The sequence below is a fragment of the Pelagicoccus albus genome, from assembly GCF_014230145.1.
Classification (GTDB): domain Bacteria; phylum Verrucomicrobiota; class Verrucomicrobiia; order Opitutales; family Opitutaceae; genus Pelagicoccus; species Pelagicoccus albus.
In genome coordinates this window covers 411,738-430,456 of sequence record NZ_JACHVC010000013.1, presented here as the reverse complement: position 1 = coordinate 430,456, position 18,719 = coordinate 411,738, and the positions used below count along the sequence as shown (strand labels likewise).

General features: G+C 50.5%; 13 protein-coding genes. 7 read left to right on the top strand and 6 right to left on the bottom strand.

Annotated features, from left to right (window positions below; translation table 11 throughout):
* The first annotated feature begins 21 nt into the window (after positions 1 to 21).
* From H5P27_RS17115 to H5P27_RS17095, 5 genes are read left to right on the top strand one after another with little or no spacing between them, the layout of a single operon-like run.
* Positions 22 to 4,014 (top strand): S8 family serine peptidase, encoded by a 3,993-nt coding sequence (locus H5P27_RS17115; RefSeq protein WP_185661643.1) that lies wholly within the window; start codon positions 22 to 24, stop codon positions 4,012 to 4,014.
* Positions 4,015 to 4,070: 56 nt separating this feature from the next.
* Positions 4,071 to 5,129 carry a GTPase ObgE gene (gene obgE, locus H5P27_RS17110; RefSeq protein ID WP_185661642.1) on the top strand — a complete coding sequence of 353 codons (1,059 nt, stop codon included), beginning with the start codon at positions 4,071 to 4,073 and terminating at the stop codon, positions 5,127 to 5,129.
* A 49-nt stretch (positions 5,130 to 5,178) separates the two neighbouring features.
* A complete protein-coding gene (locus H5P27_RS17105; protein WP_185661641.1) occupies positions 5,179 to 5,664 on the top strand; it encodes a hypothetical protein in 486 nt (161 codons plus the stop codon).
* Between the two features lie 6 nt (positions 5,665 to 5,670).
* The gene (locus H5P27_RS17100) at positions 5,671 to 7,386 is read left to right on the top strand and encodes a GspE/PulE family protein (RefSeq protein ID WP_185661640.1); all 1,716 of its coding nucleotides are present in this window, start codon (positions 5,671 to 5,673) and stop codon (positions 7,384 to 7,386) included.
* A gap of 39 nt (positions 7,387 to 7,425) precedes the next feature.
* A complete protein-coding gene (locus tag H5P27_RS17095; RefSeq protein ID WP_185661639.1) occupies positions 7,426 to 7,863 on the top strand; it encodes a PDZ domain-containing protein in 438 nt (145 codons plus the stop codon).
* Positions 7,864 to 7,892: 29 nt separating this feature from the next.
* Here the strand turns inward: H5P27_RS17095 and speB are convergent, their stop codons facing one another.
* The 5 genes from speB to msrA all read right to left on the bottom strand — a co-directional run bounded on the left by speB (position 7,893) and on the right by msrA (position 16,272).
* Entirely contained in the window at positions 7,893 to 8,774 is an 882-nt protein-coding gene (speB, locus tag H5P27_RS17090; RefSeq protein WP_185661638.1) for an agmatinase, read from the bottom strand.
* Positions 8,775 to 8,790: 16 nt separating this feature from the next.
* Positions 8,791 to 9,954: a carboxynorspermidine decarboxylase gene (gene nspC / locus H5P27_RS17085; protein WP_185661637.1), complete on the bottom strand. Its 1,164-nt coding sequence runs from the start codon at positions 9,952 to 9,954 to the stop codon at positions 8,791 to 8,793.
* Between the two features lie 99 nt (positions 9,955 to 10,053).
* Positions 10,054 to 11,259 carry a saccharopine dehydrogenase family protein gene (locus H5P27_RS17080; protein ID WP_185661636.1) on the bottom strand — a complete coding sequence of 402 codons (1,206 nt, stop codon included), beginning with the start codon at positions 11,257 to 11,259 and terminating at the stop codon, positions 10,054 to 10,056.
* A 598-nt stretch (positions 11,260 to 11,857) separates the two neighbouring features.
* Positions 11,858 to 15,559: an ATP-binding protein gene (locus H5P27_RS17075; RefSeq protein ID WP_185661635.1), complete on the bottom strand. Its 3,702-nt coding sequence runs from the start codon at positions 15,557 to 15,559 to the stop codon at positions 11,858 to 11,860.
* A 176-nt stretch (positions 15,560 to 15,735) separates the two neighbouring features.
* Positions 15,736 to 16,272 carry a peptide-methionine (S)-S-oxide reductase MsrA gene (msrA, locus tag H5P27_RS17070; protein ID WP_343075618.1) on the bottom strand — a complete coding sequence of 179 codons (537 nt, stop codon included), beginning with the start codon at positions 16,270 to 16,272 and terminating at the stop codon, positions 15,736 to 15,738.
* Positions 16,273 to 16,487: 215 nt separating this feature from the next.
* Here msrA and H5P27_RS17065 point away from each other — a divergent pair, with 215 nt between their 5' ends.
* Positions 16,488 to 17,345 (top strand): ParB/RepB/Spo0J family partition protein, encoded by an 858-nt coding sequence (locus tag H5P27_RS17065; protein ID WP_185661633.1) that lies wholly within the window; start codon positions 16,488 to 16,490, stop codon positions 17,343 to 17,345.
* Between the two features lie 120 nt (positions 17,346 to 17,465).
* Positions 17,466 to 18,071 (top strand): GNAT family N-acetyltransferase, encoded by a 606-nt coding sequence (locus H5P27_RS17060; RefSeq protein ID WP_185661632.1) that lies wholly within the window; start codon positions 17,466 to 17,468, stop codon positions 18,069 to 18,071.
* Here the strand turns inward: H5P27_RS17060 and H5P27_RS17055 are convergent.
* The gene (locus H5P27_RS17055) at positions 18,018 to 18,710 is read right to left on the bottom strand and encodes a hypothetical protein (RefSeq protein WP_185661631.1); all 693 of its coding nucleotides are present in this window, start codon (positions 18,708 to 18,710) and stop codon (positions 18,018 to 18,020) included. The two genes, H5P27_RS17060 and H5P27_RS17055, sit on opposite strands and share 54 nt — an antisense overlap.
* Between the last annotated feature and the right edge of the window lie 9 nt (positions 18,711 to 18,719).

The window sequence follows — 18,719 nt, the reverse complement described above, 5'->3', positions numbered from 1 at the left end:
TAACTCGTCCGACTCGCAACGATGAAATTGCCTAAGTCAAAGACACTAATTCCGACGCTGATTACACTGTTGGTCTGTCTGACTGGGGCCTTGGGCTTGCTCTTTGACGTAAGTGAGAGCGAAACCAAGAGCATTTTCGGAGAGGTCAAGAGTGGCAGCGAAGCTAGTGCGGTTCACTCGAAGCGACAAACTCCAGAATCTGAATCTATTCTCGCATCGAAGGTCGACGATCTTGCTAAAATATTAGCTCAAGATAGCGATTGGCAGGATCGATATCCTCGAGGTGAAATATCGAAAAGCGAATGGTTGGACTCGACGGGGCCAGTTTTTAAGAACCGTAGCTTATTAAGAACCGGCTCTGATAGAATTCCATGGGTCGTTTGGGAAGATCGATTTACGGAAGCCGTTGGAGGAGAAATTGTGCAGCTTTCTGCTGTCGTATATATGGCAGACATCTTCCTCATCGATGCGAACCCAGATTTAGTCCATCCCGACGCTTTCGACGAATTCATCCAGGAATTCGGGCTAACTGTGGAAAAGGCTTCGGAGTTGACGGATGTTGTTTGTGTCAAGTTGCCTAGTGAAAGTTTGGATACGTTGGATGGGACGATGAATGCTTTTCAGGCTCGTTTTCCCGGAGCTTCCGTCGAATACGAATTTTTGAATTTTCCGAGCGTAGAGCCCGATGATTGGAGTTCGGCACGCATGTGGGGACTTGATCAAATCAATGCTCTTGATGCGTGGGAGTTTCAAACCGGACCTACCGACGAGAGTGTTGTGGTCGCTGTCATCGATACGGGACTACAAGTCTCTCATCCTGATATAGCTGAAAATGTGTATTCGAATTCCAGATATGTAGGGAATGAATGGGATTTTGTAGACGAAGACTCTGATCCGAATGACGTCGACGGGCACGGGACACATGTAGCGGGAATTGTGGGAGCTGTGGGTAATAATGGATCCGGCTCCGTAGGAGTGAACTGGAACGTTAAAATATTGCCGCTGAAGGTTGGTGATGAGGAAGGGCTAAGGACCTCAGCGATAATCGATGCCCTTGCTTATGTTAGCTCGCTGAAAAGGGCTGGAGTCAATATTGTGGCGACCAACAATTCCTACGGCTCAGGGGGATATAGTTCGATGACCCGCTCGGAGATCTCCAAACATAAGGACCTTGGAGTACTTTTTGTGGCCGCTGCGGGGAATGACGGTATCAACATGGATGCCTCGAGCGACAGCATGGAGTATCCGGCCGGTTACGATTTGGATAATATCATTTCGGTAGCGAGTTCGAACCAAGAAGACGCTTTAAACGCTTCGTCGAACTACGGTAGCGAAAGCGTAGATATTTCGGCTCCGGGGAGCGATATCTATTCACTGTATCCGACTGATTCGTACGAGTTCCTGTCGGGAACTTCTATGGCATCGCCGATGGTCGCTGGAGCTGTTGCTCTTCTTGCTGCGTCCGATCCCACCTTGTCTGCAAGTCAGATCAAAACGCGTTTAATGGAGAGCGCGGATCTTGTCGAAAGCCAGAGTGGGTTCACTGTCAGTGGGAGAAGGTTGAATCTTTTGGCAGCTCTCGATCCAGATTTCTCTGGCCACGAAATCGAAATCTCAAATGTATCGGATTCTATCGTGCTGATTCCTGAAGTAGGAATGACTGCCATGTTTCACGTGGAGGCTCACGGGTCTGCAAATATTTCAGTCAGCATATCAGAAGGTGACAGTGTTGAGTTCGCAGAATTGGCGAACGATGGAAGCTATCGATTTTTAGCGACTGGAGAGGGACAATCTGTGATTCGTTTCGAGTCAGAATTGGGTGGGATTTTGCGTTCGATAGAAAAGACAGTCATTGTCGGGGATGCCTCTTCTGTATCGACCGGGCTGTTACACCATTTCACGTTTGATAGCCAAGGAGCCACTGAAGAGGATTTAGCGGGTGGTAGCGATGGTACGTTGGTCGGTGTCACTAAAGAGTACGACGACTATGGGCAAAGCGTCAGATTTGACAGCTTCACCGATAAGATGTCCTTCGCGGGCCAGTTTTCTGAGCAAGTTACTATAGCTGCGCTAGTTCGGTCTGATAATTTGATTTCGAGCGCCCATCCACGTATTGTGAACATGCCCTTCTACTACTTGTACATTTCGTCGGGAGAGGGTTCGGGCGTGCCGGATGGGAACCGTCAGACTTTGAAGTTCTACTCGGATTTCGAAAATTATGGAGTTTGGAATGCTCCGCCGCGTTCTATTCAAGAAGGCCAGTGGTACTATGTAGTTGGAAGCTTTGACAGCTCAAGCGTCGAGAACACTCCAGCTTTGTACATAAACGGCGGTGCTCAAGTGGTGCGTATGCAGCAGGCTCCATCGGGGAGTATGCTTTCGACGGGAACCACTTCCTATGTTGGCAACAACGCGGCATCAGAGCGCTCGTTTGAGGGAGTGATCGCCGATGTTAGGATATACAATCGGGAATTGAGCTCGACTGAGGTCAGCCAATTAGGGGCCTATTTGGTTCAAAGCAAAGGTGCTAACTTTTTAATATCGGGGGAGGACTCTGTCGGATTGTATGAGCAGACATCCTTTGAGCTTAGGGACTTCAGCTATTACCCCGGAGACGTCGTGGTGGAATGGTATCTTGCAGACGATTCCGTCGGTGAAGTCTCCGAGACGGGAGAGATCCAATTCTACGAGTCCGGTTCGCAATTTGTGTATGCGCAAGTTTCGGATGGTGTCGTGACCCGAGTTTTGCGCAAGCAGGTCGAAGTGGAACTTACGGCTGGCTACTACGAGGGCGAGACTTCCGGAGGAGGACGTGTAGTGGTCTGGGTGGACGATTCTCTCGCGAGCGGTTGGGTATCTATCTTCGACCCTGAAACCGGATTCTATCGATTCGAACAAAGTATAACCATCGATGAGGAGGGGAGCTTTTTGTCAGAAGAAGATTCGAATGGACAAATCTCCGGTTCGCTCTCTTCGGAGCTAAGCGGCACCGTGGCGTTTTACGGAATTTCGTTTACCGGAACCTTCCATAATGCACCCACTGATGGTTCCGATTTCTTTACCGAATACGAAGGTGGTGTCGTGGGCGTTTTAGGCGATTCGCTTACGCTTTCAGTCTTCAGCGACGAGAGTGTCGTTCTGCTGCGAGAAGGAAATTATCCAGATGTGATAACTGGTGTTTTGGATTCTTCGGGCGGCTTCGTTTCTAGCTCATCCGAGAGTGAAACTATCTCGATCGTTTTCGATTCGGAATCGACAGTTGTGGGAACGTGGGGAGAGCATGACTTGTTTTTGCGGCAGTCTGGAACTGCTGCGGTTTCCTCGTTAATGGCTGGATATTTTGTGGGTGAAACAAGTGGCAGCGGCCTAAATGGGCTTTATGTCGAGTTTGTTCCTCCGGGCGCAGATGCCTCGGAGTACCTCTCAGGCGGGGAGTTGACGTTTGATGAAAACGCCCAACAAGATTCGACGTTTGAGCTCATGCTCGCAGCGGATGGCAGCGCTGAGCGCGTGTCGGCAGGTTCTTGGGAAGAACGTCTAGACTTTCTCGCGTCTTTCGTTTCCTCGGAAGATTCGAAGATATCAGTCAAAGAAGTAGATGAGATTCGAGGTCAGCTCCTGCTCGCAGACGAATCCTATGGGGTGCTTATGTTCGAGGTGACTGGAGAGTATCCGATCGAAATACTGAGCCGTGCTCTCGGTTTTTCATTTGTGAGCGACGGAGCGGAGGATCCAATGGTTTCAATTTACAGACTACAGGATGGGCTGGCTGAACTACTCGGAGCCAATGACGATTGGCAAGATGGAGCTACGGTCACTTCAGCGGGAGAAAGCGTCCAGGGCGCATATTTGAACCTGCTCAGTGGATTCGATGAGCTGAGCCTAGATCCGCTGCCTTCGGACTCCAAGGAATCGGCTTTCCGCGTTTGGCTAAGCCCGGGGCGCTATCTCCTGCGGGTTGAGTTGGCCTCCGGCGACCCCGGTAGTTGCTTGATTGAAGCTTTTGCGCTCTAAAATGAACCTTCTAGTCGGGATTGCATTCTGCGATTCTAGTCCTATGGGTTGCGCTCATGTTCGTAGACGAAACCAGAATAATTGCCCAAGCGGGTGACGGTGGAAACGGTTGTATCAGCTTTCGCCGTGAGAAATACGAGGCCTTTGGCGGCCCTAACGGGGGCGATGGCGGCAAAGGCGGCGATGTAATTCTTGAAGGGACGAACAACGAAAACAACCTCGTCAAATTTAAGTACCAGCAACATTGGAATGCGGAGCGTGGCGGGCACGGACTGGGCTCGGATCGTAATGGGCGCGGAGGCAAGGATGCGGTCCTTTTGGTTCCGCTCGGCACAATTGTGGAGGATAACTCCACTGGCCAAGTGGTAGCGGAAATCTTGGAAGTGGGCCAAAGGGTGCGCATTCTCAAAGGCGGCAATGGAGGCTGGGGAAACGCCAAGTTCAAGAGTTCCATCAACCGCGCTCCACGACGGGCAAATCCAGGAGATCCCGGTGAAGTCGGCGAATTTAAGCTAGTGCTCAAGAGTATTGCGGACGTGGGCCTTGTTGGTTACCCCAACGCCGGTAAGTCCACGCTTACTAACTTGATCACCAACGCTCGGCCGAAGATGGCACCTTATCCGTTTACGACTTTGCATCCTGGAATTGGGGTCATCGAGTATCCGAACCGGTACGCGAGGCTTCAGATGGCGGACATCCCTGGGATAATCGAGGGGGCGAGCGAAAACCGCGGACTGGGGCATCGCTTTCTCCGTCACATCGAACGTTGTTTTGTCCTCACGTTTATTATCGATATGTCAGGCATCGACGAACGCGCTCCTTGGGATGATTTTTCCCAGCTTCTGAAGGAGTTGGGGGCCTATGACGCTTCTCTTTTAGATAAGCCACGCATCGTTCTCGCCAATAAGATGGACGAGGAAATTGCGGTGGAAAATCTAAAAGAATTCAAAAAACGCCATGATGTGGTGGTCCAGCCGATCTCTTGTTTGTCGGAAGAAGGAATCGAAGAATTCAAGGAAGTTCTCTGGGAAAAGGTGGCAGAAGCTAAAGCTAGTGAAAAAGAAACCGAGATAGTGGATAGCGAATCCGCGAACGACGACTCGGAATCACTCTAGCAACATAGTTTCTCCCACCTATTCAATGGCCAGTCTTAAGCCACTAATCATGCGTGCAAACCGCCTACTCGGAGCGAGTCTGGTGGAGCGCGGCCTCGTATCTATCGAGGCGCTAGACGCAGCAAACGAGCGTTTCCTCGAGCTGCTGTCGAATTCGACTGGCGAAATGCGAATCAGCCTGCTCTCCATTTTGACAGGAGAGATCCAAAGCCTGCAAGAGACCAAGCTGATTGAATACCTGGTAGAGGAGGAAGGGCTCGGAATCATCGATGTTCGAAATATGGAGATACCAGAAGAGGTTTCTACTATCACGAACTATGATGAATGCTGGGCCACTTGGACCGTACCATTCGATTTAGTAGAAGACACTAGCTACATCGCGACTGCCTACTATATGAGTCCAGCCGTTCGCGCTTTTTGGGAGCAGAAAATATCGGGCCACATTGTCTGGTTTGCCGCTCCTCAAGAAACGATTTCGGGCTATCTGGAAACTCGAGAGGCAGAGGAGGCCAAAGCGGCGATGATCGCGAGCTAGTGATTCATGGCTCTGGGACGATTACAGTCAGGCATAGTCGACTATCTGCTCGAGCTCAAGTACCTCGACGCAGATCAGTGCGAAGTTATCAAATCGACTCAAGAGGAGCTTAACGGTAGCAGCTTCGATAATTTGCTATTGGCGGATTATCGTATTTCGCCGCACCAACTCAATATCGCCAAGGCGCGAAGCTACGGAGTATCTCCCATAAACGTTAAGCAGATCTCTATCAATCAAGGTACCTGGGAGCTCCTTGACCAAGATTTCTGCTCCAAGAACCAAGTCGTTCCGGTTGCATCTTATGGTCGCTACATTGCGGTAGCATTGGCCAACCCGTTTGAACTCACGGTAACCTCTCGGATTTCCGAGATAAGCAAGAAATCCGTGATCGCTCTACTGGCGCCTGAGGGCGATATCCAGGAAGTCCTCAAGCAGGATCCCAAGCGAGAGGAGACTCATTTTGAAGATGTCGTTGAGGCGGTAGGGCTCGAGTTCGAAGATGGGGAGATCGAGGACTCGGAAGAAGGCCTCGATAGCGAGGAGTCCGCTCCGATTATCCAGCTTTCGAATAGAATTGTTGAAGACGCCTACTACGCTGGGGCTTCTGACATCCATATCGAGCCGCGCGAAAAGGAGTTAGTTGTTCGCTACCGAATCGACGGCGTTTGCCAAGAGAAGTTGAAGCTTCCGCCGAAGGTGTCTGGGTCGCTTGTCGCACGTTTCAAGATCATGTCTAATCTTGATATCGCGGAGCGCAGATTACCGCAGGACGGACGTATCGTTTTCAAGCAATTCACCAAGAAAAACATAGACATCGACTTACGTGTTTCGACTGCTCCGCTAAATCACGGGGAAGGGGTTGTAATGCGTATTCTGGACAAGCAAAAGTCCACGCTGCCTATGCCTGCTCTCGGGTTCTCTGAAGAAAATTTGAGTCGTTACCGGGAAGTGATCAAGCAGCCCTACGGCATGATTCTACACTGCGGGCCTACTGGCTCCGGTAAATCGATGACTTTGTATTCCGCACTGAATGAGATCAATGATCCAAGCTTTGTGATCAGAACTGCGGAAGATCCAATCGAGTATACTTTGAATGGCATCAACCAGATGCAGATGAACCGCCAGATCGGCCTTACGTTTGCCAGCGCTCTTCGCGCGTTTCTACGTCAGGATCCGGACATCATCCTGGTGGGAGAAATTCGTGACCAAGAAACGGCAAACATCGCGGTGGAAGCGGCACTCACGGGTCACTTGCTGATCAGTACGCTGCACACCAATGATGCGCCTAGCACGGTAGCTCGTCTGACGGATATGGGTATCGAGCCCTTTATGATCTCCTCTTCATTGCTTTGCGTCTGTGCCCAACGTCTGATGCGTCGGGTGTGCAAAACGTGTCGCATCCAGTACGAGCCGGAAGGGCGCGAGAAAGAAATTCTGGAAAATGGCATTGGTTGGAGTGGGCCAATTTTTAAGCATAACCCCAAAGGCTGTCCTAGATGCACGAATACAGGCTACAAGGGTCGCGTCGGTATCCACGAGCTAATGACCAGTAGCGAGCAATTGATCGAAGACATCAACAAGGGCAGAGAAACGGCGGATCTGAAGCGTACTGCTGTCGCTGCAGGTATGAAGACTTTGCACCAAGACAGCCTTTTAAAGGTGAAAGATGGCATAACGACCATGGAAGAGGCTCTGGCTACAGTGCCCGTGGACATGTTCTAGGTCTTGCCTCTTGTGCGAATCCGATTCTAGCTTTTCAAAATGAAGGTAGCTTTACCCCTCTTACTCCTTTCGGCTTTGTTTTTGTCGGCCTGTGGAGCGGGTCCAGAGCCGGATCGGCTAGAAGGTGAAGAGCAGGCGACGAAAGTGGTTTACGCTTTCCTGACTGCTTTGCAAAGTGGCGATGAAGAGAAGGCTCTGGCTCTAATCCACAATAAACCCGACTACATCATCAAGGATTTCGAACGGTGTCGTGAGTACTTTTTCGATCGTCAGCCCACTGGTAGAAAGATGCTTGAAGTTGGCCGAGAAACTTACGGGGCTGAGTGGCAAATCTATTTGGATCTACAGCTCAACTACGGTCCGCAGATGAAGCAACTGCACTTCATACTTGGGCCGGGCAACCCCCCGACCGTGAGAGGAGTCACGCCGATTGTACCTGACGATCAGACGGAGCCCGGACCGTTCTCTTCCAATTAGTCCAGAAAGCAGGCCAACCCCACGCTCGTTCAAAGGCATCCTTGCCTTTGGGCGATCTCCATGAACTTGTAGATAAGGTTGGCGACCAAAAAATCGGGGGCATGCTGGCCGGGCTGAGGCGCTAGTTCGACGAAGTCAGCACCGATCAGTTTCCTGCCTTTCAATGCTCGCTCCAGACCATCGATCGCTTGGTACCAATTCAGACCGCCTGGGACTGGAGTACCGGTTGAAGGCATGATCGAAGGGTCGAGGCCGTCCACATCGAAGGTGATAAAGACGTGCTCCGGAAAATCGTCGGGAAGTAGCTGCTCGGGATAACCTTTCCAGTAAAGGTCTGCTGCATCTAGGAAGGTAACGCCGCGCTCCGAACGTCTGTCGGCCTCTTCTTTGCATAACGCCCGAACCCCGATTTGATGAAGAGGAACGCCCAAATCCGTGCATCTTTCCATCACGCTCGCATGGCTGTATAGATTACCTTGATACGCGTATCGAAGATCTGCGTGGGCATCGAATTGGACAATTCCAAAGGGGATCCCCTGTTCTAGGCACGCCTTAACCGGGCCCAACGTCATCGCATGCTCACCGCCAAGTAGAATCGGGCATTTTCCGAGCTCAAGAGACTTTGAAGTGGCTGCTTGGATACGGGCTAACACTTCAGTGGCTTCACCCTGACAATCGACAGCGTCAGCAGTGTAGATTCCTGCGTCACCGGGGAAGCTGCCATCAAGATAATGCTCTAGTTGTACGGAAGAATGCAAAATCGCGTTGGGCCCGTCTGCGGTACCTCCACCGTAAGAAACGCTCGTTTCCCAAGGAACCGGAATGATGTGAAAGGTCGCTTTCTCAGGGGCAGACGGTTCGATGTCGTCTGAATGGAAGGCGGGAGGGTTTTGGTAGGAATTGTTTCCCATAATGAATGGATTGATGTCAAGAGAGGCGGTTTCGGTAATCTTCGTATCCGAATTCTCTGACTACTTGCAGTTCTTTCTTATCTGGATCCCACGTAGCAATTGCCGGGTGTTTGATCCCATTGAAGGTGCTGGTTTTCACCATCGTATAGTGGGCCATATCGAGAAAATATAGCTTGTCGCCCGGAGTGAGCTCTTTCTGGAAGGAGAAATGACCGATCATATCTCCAGCGAGGCAGGATAGTCCTCCAAGGCTGTAAGTGTAGGGAAGTTCGCCAGCTTCTTTGGCCCCTACTATCTCAGGCCTATAAGGCATTTCTAGGACGTCGGGCATGTGGCAAGTCGCCGACAAATCGAGAATGGCTATGGGCGGGGCGTCTTGGATAATGTCAAGAACGGTTGCCACGAGGACACCAGTGTTGATGGCCATCGCTTCACCAGGCTCAAGATAGACTTCCAGATGTGGATACCGCGATTTGAAGGCCTTAAGGATTTTGATCAGTCGTTCGCGATCGTAGGTCGGTGAAGTGATGTGATGTCCCCCGCCAAAATTGACCCATTTCATCTGCGGCAGAAGGTCGCCAAATTTTTCCTCAAAATGTACCAAGGTCCGTTCGAGTGTATCCGAATTCTGCTCGCACATCGTGTGGAAGTGAAGCCCCTCGACTTCGCTGAGATCTTGCCCGTCTAAAGCCTTTCTACGAATGCCGAGTCGTGAACCTGCCACACAAGGATTGTAAATATCTGTCTCTACTTCGCTGTATTCAGGATTTACACGCAAGCCACAGGATACGTGCCTAGCGGAAGACTTTACCGCGTTCAGATGTTTCCGGAATTGTGCGATAGAATTGAAAGAAATATGGTGCGCAAAGCTCAGCACCTCTTGCATGTCAACCTCCGTGAATGCGGGAGCAAAGCAGTGAACTTCCTTACCGAATTCTTGCGCTCCCAACTGCGCTTCCCATGGACCGCTAGCGCAAACCCCGGCCACGTATTCTCGCATAAGGGGAAAAACGCTGTGCATCGCGAAGCCCTTGAGAGCGGCTAGAATCTTACTGCCTGTTTGTTCTTGGACCGACTTGATGAGATCCATGTTGGACCTGAGTCGGCTCAGGTCTACGACATAGCAGGGCGATGGCGTCTCCGGAGGTAGTCCGGGTTCGTAGTGGATGATATGATCCATTTGATAGGATTGGCGATGCGTGGTAACCCAGTTCGGTGAAATGCGAGACGAAAGGTATATGGTTTCGCCTTGCAGGCTGATGCAGGGTTGTAAGTGCGTTTAGACGAGTGGCTCTGGCTTTTTGTCTAGCCAGCTTTCGACCCAAGGTAGGCCTTGGACATTTAGTTGTTCCATGAAGGGATCGGGATCGAATTCTTCTACGTTGAAGACGCCTTTTCCTTTCCACTGATCAGTGAGCATCATCTTGGCTCCGATCATGGCGGGAACGCCGGTCGTGTAGCTGATTGCCTGAGAGTTAACCTCCGCGAAGCAGGCTTCGTGATCGCAGATGTTGTAAAGGTAGTAGTGCTTCCTTTCGCCGTTTTTATGCCCATCCGCCACGACGCCGATGCAGGTGCGGCCCTTGGTCGATTCGCCTAGCGAACCTGGGTCTGGGAGCACTGCTTTGAGGAATTGGAGAGGGATGATTTCTTGGCCGTTGTAGATGACCGGGTCGATACGAGTCATACCTACGTTTTCCAAAACTTTCAGGTGAGTCAGGTACTGCTGCCCGAAAGTCATCCAGAAGCGCATGCGTTTGATGTCTGGAAAATTTTTGGTAAGCGATTCCATTTCTTCATGATACATGAGGTACATGTCCTTGGGGCCGATCCCGTCAGGAAAATCGAATACACGGTGTTCGGAGAGGGGAGGGGTTTCTTTCCACTCGCCATTTTGGAAGTAGCGGCCATTTGCCGTGACTTCTCTGATGTTTATCTCCGGATTAAAATTGGTCGCAAACGCTTTTCCGTGATCCCCCGCATTGCAATCAATGATATCGAGCGTATCGATAGTGTCGAAATGGTGCTTCTTGGCGTAGGCTGTGAAAATGTTGGTTACCCCTGGATCGAATCCGGACCCGAGGAGAGCCATTATCCCCGCTTCCTTGAAGCGATCATGGTAAGCCCATTGCCAATGATACTCAAATTTCGCCTCGTCTCTCGGCTCGTAGTTGGCGGTATCCAGATAGTCCGTACCCGTCTCTAGACAGGCATCCATGATCGCTAGATCTTGGTAGGGCAGAGCTACGTTCAGCACGAGATCAGGCTGGAAGTCCTTTATTAGGGCTACGGTTTCAGAAGTGTTGTCCGCGTCGACTTGAGCGGTATGGATCTCAGAATCAATTTGTTCCGCGATTTTGTCGCAGGAGGATTTCCTGCGGCTTGCGAGGCAGATTTCGCCAAATACGTCGCGGTTCATGGCGCATTTGTGAGCAACTACGCTGCCGACGCCACCAGCGCCGATGATTAGGACTTTCTTACTCATTTGTATTCTCAGTGGGAGGTTTAGGCGGCTGGGCCGCGATATTGCTTCTTTGTGAAATCAGTGGTTGTTTTCAGTCAATGGAAGCCAGGGTTCAAGCGGATATTGGGTGTGGGAACATTATCCTTTGTAACGTTTTCTGGGGTCCGCTTTAGAGCGATCCCTCTACTTCATTTTCATAACCTTGGGTGAAAAAAAACCGCTAGCTGCCGGTTGACCCTATTTACCTTTTGCCTGTGGAGATGCTAAAATGGGACTGTTCTGGCAAACGGTGCCTGCATAGAAACTTAAACGAATTAGAAGGAAGGCAAACAATGGATTTTCCCCCTGTTATCAATCTCGTACGGGCAACTTTCGACGATATGAGCCGTCTGGAGCCTTCAATTAATCCCACAACCACTGCAATTGCTCCTCAGCCTGTAGCGAACACGCCCGGGCTGGATGTTAATCAGGAGAGGCATAGTTCCAGCGATCCAGCGTCGATTGGGACCAGTCCAGTGGGACGAGCGCTTGATGTCGTAGCCTAGAAGCTATTCCAATTTATTATCGTGCAAGGTCACCGGTGATTATAGCCGGTGGCTTTTTTTTAGAAAAGGCGAAGTCATCGAGGCGGGCTGCTCTTGGCTGAAAGCGATTTATCTATGGCCTTTTTCAGGGTTGGACGCTCCAACGGTTTCGTCAGAAAACAGCACATGCCGGCATCAACTGACTGTGCTCGGTCGCTTTCGGCTGACTTGGCGGTCACGGCGATGATTGGCGGGGTTTTTTCTGCGAGCGATTCCCTTATCTTTCGCGCGCACTGGAAGCCATCCATCCCTGGCATTTGTATGTCCATCAGGATAACTTTATAGTTTTTCTTTTCAGTGGTCTCTATGGCCAGATCGCCGTTGCCTACGATGTCGCAGGTGTACCCGATACGACGTAGCATCATGGCTGTCACTTGCTGGTTAATCGGATTGTCTTCCACGAGTAAAACGTCTCTCGGCTCCAAAGCGATGGATGGCGTTTGGGATTCGTCAAAAGGAACGGCAATTTGTGGGTGCAAGTCAGTCTCCACTTCGAGCTGAAAGCTTTCATTTCTGAATTCCCTTGTTTGCTCTTCGCTTGCGGATACCAGTTCTATCGCGAAGGAAAAGGTTGAACCCTGGCCGAGCTCGCTGGAAACCCCGATATTCCCATTCATTTGGGTCACAAGCTTTTTGCAAATGGCCAATCCTAGCCCAGTTCCACCGTATTTACGCGTGTTGGAAGAATCGAGTTGGCTAAAGGTTTTAAAGAGTTCGTCCATGTCTTCCGATGCGATTCCTACGCCTGTATCTTGGACGGTAAAAAGCAGTTGCGGCTTGCTGGTCGAAGATTTTTTCGTTTCCAGACGGATCCTTATTCCTCCTGTTTCTGTAAACTTTAGAGCATTGCCCACCAGATTGATTAGGATTTGTTTTATTCTTATGGAATCTCCGATCGCTACCTCTGGTACTTGGTCTCCAACTTGCGTTTTTAGAGACAGATTCTTTTCTTTGCAGGACTGTATGAATAGGTTGAATACGTCATCAATGATGCTCTTGGGAGAGTAAGGCTCCCTCTCAAACTCGATCTTTCCTGCTTCGATTTTTGAAAAATCCAGGATGTCGGAGATTATCGTAACCAAGGTTTTTCCGCTGGAATGAATTGTGCGTGACATTTGTGCCTGGTCCCTTTCCAAGGGAGTTCCCAAGAGGTTGTCGGCCATTCCTATGATACAGTTGAGCGGAGTCCTTATCTCATGGCTCACCATGGCAAGGAACTCGCTTTTAGCCTTATTGGCCTTTTCCGCCTTTTTCTTAAGTTCTCTTTCGTTGAGGAAGGCCCCGTGTAACTGAATGTTTTTCTCCCGGAGCGCCTTTGTTTGAAGCCGAACTTTCTCTTCTAGCAGAGTTTGGCGTTTCATGAGTTTATTGTGCCTGAAGAGAACGACAACCCAGACTGAAACGACAAAGATGGTAATGTATACGAAGTAGGCGGGCCAAGTCTTGTAGAGTGGAATCCCGATTTGGATGGGCACTGCCGTGGTGGGAGTGAGTTTTGATTCGCCAATCAGTCCCCGGATTTCGAAGGTGAATTTACCACTTGGTATTCTTTCCAAATTGATTAAAGACCCGCTTGTGGGGTCACTCCATTCGTTACTGTATCCATTTAGTCGATATTGATACTTTATTCCTCGCGTCTGTTGGTAGAACGGAGTGGTGAAATGCAGTTGGATACTGTTGTCCGAATGGGCAAGTTTTTGCGGCCAACGTGTGTTTGGAAGATTGTAGTGGTAAAGTAATCCACCAGTAGAGGGGTTGAGAATAGAGACCAGTGATGGGGGAGGGATTTGATGTTCTGATGCGGAGCTCGTGTCATCGATTCGAATCAGTTGACGACTGCTTGTTATCCAGACGACCCCATCTTCCTCGAAAATTATTTCATCCAGCATCGTCGATCCTAGTTTCTCAAAGGGGCTAGGGTCGGGTAAAAATGAGCCATCTTTTTGGAGTCTCAAGACGGTAGGATGCTCCTCGGCCAATACCCATAAATCGCCGCTAGGCGAGAAGGCGGGACGGGTAAGACCTTCGACGGATTCGGGAATCAAGTTGGCTACATCCGTTGCGACGCGAAAACGTCCCGAGTCCCGATCGAATCGAAGCGGCCCCTTGCGGGTCGAAAAGAGAACTTCGTTTTTGTAACGCCAAATAGAGATCCATTGGTCAGAAGTAAGTCCTGATTCTATGCCGTATTCAGAATACTGGTACTTACCTTCTTCGATGTGGATTCTTCCTATTTTGGAAATACCCCGCTCCAACCAAATATCGCCTCGGGCGTCATCCAGTATTTTGTTCGAAAGATCACCTACTTCGATTTCATCCAAGAGTGTCAACCTGTCATCGAGGAGCTCAGTGATATAGAGTTTTTCTACTGTGGATACTGTGAGGATTTGCTTTTCGCCATACGTACTTTTGTGGAGCTTGTAGGCGTCTTTGATATCAAGCAGCTTCTCGGGGGGCTTGTCTGCCTGCAAAAGAAAGATCCCTTGACCAGACGAAGCGAGAACCCTGTCTCCGAGACCCAACATCTTTAGAATTCCGCCACCTTGCAGGGCCTCGAATTTTTTAAACCCGGTCATTTGTCCCGTAGCGGAGTATTCGGCGAGATATAGGCCTCCACTGGAAGCCAGAAGCAAATCGCTTCCTAGTCGCGCCATGTCGAAATAATTCATGGGGACACCAAAACGCTCATCAATGAAGGTCGTGTTCAAGGGACTAAGGATTTGAGCGACTCCATCTGAGAGGCAGACCCAAATACTTTTGTCCGGAGCGATCGCGATCTCTCCGCATTCTCCGAAACGATAGTCTCTCTTTTGATTAATCGTGGTTATTATTTCACCTCTAGAATCAAGCAGGCAAATGCCATCATCGGCGGTCGTCAGGGCTAGAGTCTCTGAGTCGACCCTTTTCATGTCTTTGACCCATTCCCAGGTCGGGTTACTCTCCATACCGTCTGAAATATTCTCGAAGCTCTTGCCGTCGAAGAGAACGAGCCCCCATTTGTTGTGATAAAGCGCAATGCGCCCGTCGGTCCAAGGTGCGCTTGCTTGGAAGCGACCTTCGCCTATGCGAATCGGTGCGAGATCTACCAAGGGGATGAGCTTATCTCCTTCAACTCGTGAAATGGCATTTGAGGAGGCAACAAAGGTTTCATCGTCGACTGTGAAAACGCAGTCGATTCGATCTATTTCCCAGATGGTAGATCCCTTCTGCGGAGACCATCGGACAAGTGTGCTAAGTCCGGAGAAAAAAACGGAGCCTCCGCAGAATTCGATCCGCTTGAAGCCCTCGATTGACGTTTTGTTCTGCTCCTCTTCCGATGAGAGAAACTCAGTTTGATAGCGGCCCTGTTGGTCGGTTTTGAGACGGCCCCAATAACCAATACCCCCTACGTAAAGCCTCCCGTCAGGTCCTTCTCGAACCGACATCATATCTTCGTTTTGCCGCCTTCGACTTACGCTAACTTGATTCCACTCGGTCCCATCGTAGGCGAAAAGTTGTCCATCGCTGGAAAAAAGTATTCGCCCGTTGGTGTCTACTGAAACGAACCGCCCCCCGGAATTTGATCCGATTTCCTCTGTCTCATGTATTTTGAGCTCCGGGAGCCCGAGCTCTTGGCGAGGAGCGGACAGAGCGTCTCGCGTCTGAGTCAAAACCAGCAAAAGTTGAAGCAAGAACAGAAATGCTGCGAGACGCCATCGAGAGGCTATGGTTCCTTTTGCTGGTAAGTAGGGGTCCATTGAGTGCTGGCTGTGATAATGGCACAAGCCTGCCTGATGGGACCAATCCTATGGAGCCGATGGGACGCATGCTGTTGCCACGCCTATCTTTACTGTATTCTCGCAAGCGTCGATCAAGAGAAAATACCGTGTGGAGTACAGTAATTCTGCATGATCAGGAAATCAGTCATTCGACCTTACTCCAAACCTAGCTTTTTGAGTTTTGGAGTGATGACAGCTCGGCAATATGGGTAGCTTTTGTTCAGTTCGTAGTATTCCTGATGGTAGTCTTCGGCTGGGTAAAAGGTGCTCGCTTCGGTTATCTCTGTGACAATTGGATCCGAGAATTTGGAGGCCGCTTTGGCTTTGGAGGCTTCGGCAATCTCTTTTTGGCTCTCATTTTCGTAGTAAATGGCGGATCGGTATTGAGTTCCCACGTCGGCGCCCTGCCGGTTGAGCGTCGTCGGATCGTGAGCCTCCCAGAAAAAATCGATTAGAGCAGCTAGATCTGTGACGGCTGGGTCGAACTTGATCTGAATGACCTCGGCGTGCCCAGTCTTCCCCGTACACACCTCCTTGTAGGAAGGTTTTTTTGTGTGTCCTCCCATGTAGCCGTTTACCGCGCTCTCCACGCCGTCCAGTCGCTGGTAAACTGCTTCCACGCACCAGAAACACCCACCAGCTAAAGTGATTGTTTCCAGGTCTTTTTTATCCGAGTCAGTGTCTTGGGCCATATTGGTTTGAGTCATTAAAATCAGGGCGAAAGTCAATAGGAGTAGATTCTTCATATCAGATTTTTTGGCGGGTGTGTTTCTGTCTACGAGGGGCGAAGGGAGGTACTTATTCCAATAAACGTATGCGGATGGTTTTTCATTGCCACAAATCCGCACTCGGCAAGTCTCACCCGCTTTCCTAATTAGTCCAATTTCGGTATCGGCGATCTAACTACATGAACATACAGCGAATTTCCCTAGAGCAAATCGATATTTATTCGGGCACCCAAACGAGGGTGGCCACCAACGACGAAGCGGTATCCGGCTACGCCGAAGACATGAAGCAAGGGGCTAAGTTTCCTCCGATTACGCTCTACTATGATGGATCGAAATATTACTTGGCGGATGGTTTTCACCGTTTTCTCGCTGCGAAGCGGATAGAGGAGAGGGACATTGAGGCGGAAGTGAGAGAAGGCTCTCGCACGGATGCCCTCGTGGCGGCCCTAGGAGCGAACGCGACTAATGGACTGTACCGCACAAACGCCGATAAGCGCCACGCGGTGGAGATCGCTCTCGAAGAGTGGACCGGTCATTCAAACGCCTACCTCGCCGATATTTGCAAAGTTTCCATTGAGCTCGTCCGGAGAGTCAGGAAATCCATGGGGCTCGATCACCCAGACAAGGTGATTGGCAAGGATGGCAAAAGCTATCCTGCAGGCATCGAAAAGACTGCCCGTCACGGAGGTGAGGAGCGAGAAAAGAATGACGGAAGCTCGGCCGGCGAGGGAGCAGGGTCCGGGGGTGGCGGAGCTCCATCCAAGAAGAATGCGAATTATTCCGACACATCAGGTGGGACACGAAACGAAATCGAGGAAGAAGCCCGAAAGATGATTCGTGACGGCGAGATGGACCCAAGGGAACTGGATACATTGCCAACCGCCATCCCCAACGACTACGCCGTTGCCGCTATCGGAATTTTGGACCGCATGAACAAGTCTGATCCCAAATTTCCCGCTGCTGTCGAACGACTTGAGAAATGGGTCATGCAAAGGAAGGCTGAGCTTCTGGTCGCCACCAGCGGTTCGGGGGAGTAGCCTCACCTCGTTCATCCGCGGCTCTGTAGCGCTTCTTATCGTGGGTGTTAGGAGCTCCTAAAAGGATATTTAGCCGCTTGCCGGAGCTCTCTTTTTTACGTATACTCGAGAATTCGAGCAATGAAATCTATACCGCTAGGGCACACACTCGAGACTGAGCGTCTGATTCTACGAATCTCCTCCAACGAGGAGATCGATTTCGTGTGGGATGCCGTCAACTCCCCAGGGTTTCTGGATGGAATGATGTGGAATAGGCCGGAGTCCAAGGAGGAGCTTCAGCGTTTTTCAGGCAACGCTCAGGCTCGTTGGCTGGCAGGCGATGCGTACACTTTCACGTTTTGCGACCGACTAACGGGAGAGCCGCTGGGGAGAATCTTGGCGGAAAAGCGTTTTTCCAAATGGAATTTTGGCTTCTGGACCCATCCGAAAAAGCAGGGAGCTGGCTATGCGACGGAAGCGTTGTCTGCTATTCTGAGCTTCGGATTTTTAGAGCTCGGAATAAGGGAAGCGACCGCAAGTCATGCCTCATGGAACCTAGCCAGCAAGAAGGTCCTCGAGAACAACGGTTTCCGCTTCAGGATGAGAACGGAAGATGGCTTTGAGCGGGGAGGCGAGTGGATAGCCCTCGATTCCTTGTCTCTTAGCAAGGACCGCTGGTACGAGTCCCACGTCTCATCGCCGTTTGCTGAGGATACGGTCGACGATGTCTCGAATCTCGTTGGCTAGATCGGGAGATAGGTTTTCATTCGGCACCCCGGCTTCGTCGGCATAGGCCTTGGCCTTATCCAAGGCCTCGAATAACTCCTCGTCGGAGATGTCGCTTCTGAATTGAAGATTTTCCAATCCTTCCCCCCGGGACGAAGGAAGTATGAATGGTTCCATCAAGTCTCTGATGGCAGACTCTGGAATGCTCTCCTCGAATATGCCGTAAATGAATCTCCTTATTGTCAGTAGAGCGGCTTTTCTCTCTTCGTCCGAAATGGATGCCCGATCCAGTGGGTCCCCCTCGGCTTCGTAGTAGCGAATCACGCTCATGGCAGGGCTTTGCTCAAGACCCTCCAAAATCATGACCATTTCCTTTATACTGATTTCTCCGGCTTTGAAAGCTTCGGTGACTCTATCTATCTCGGCCTTGAGGGCTTGTTGCTGCTCGAATGGCAGGCCCGATTGCTCGATCTTTTGAACGACCTTGTTCCGAACTTCGTCCGTGATGACTTTTTTGCCTGAGGTAAAGAACCAGTATAAGCCAACTCCAAAAGCGAGAATGATGACTCCAGTAATGCCTAGGCAGCCGATTAGCCAAGGTCTTCGCGATGAGCCGCTCTCTCTTGATTTAGGCGATAAGGGACTGGTTCTTTCTGGCATAAACGAGCG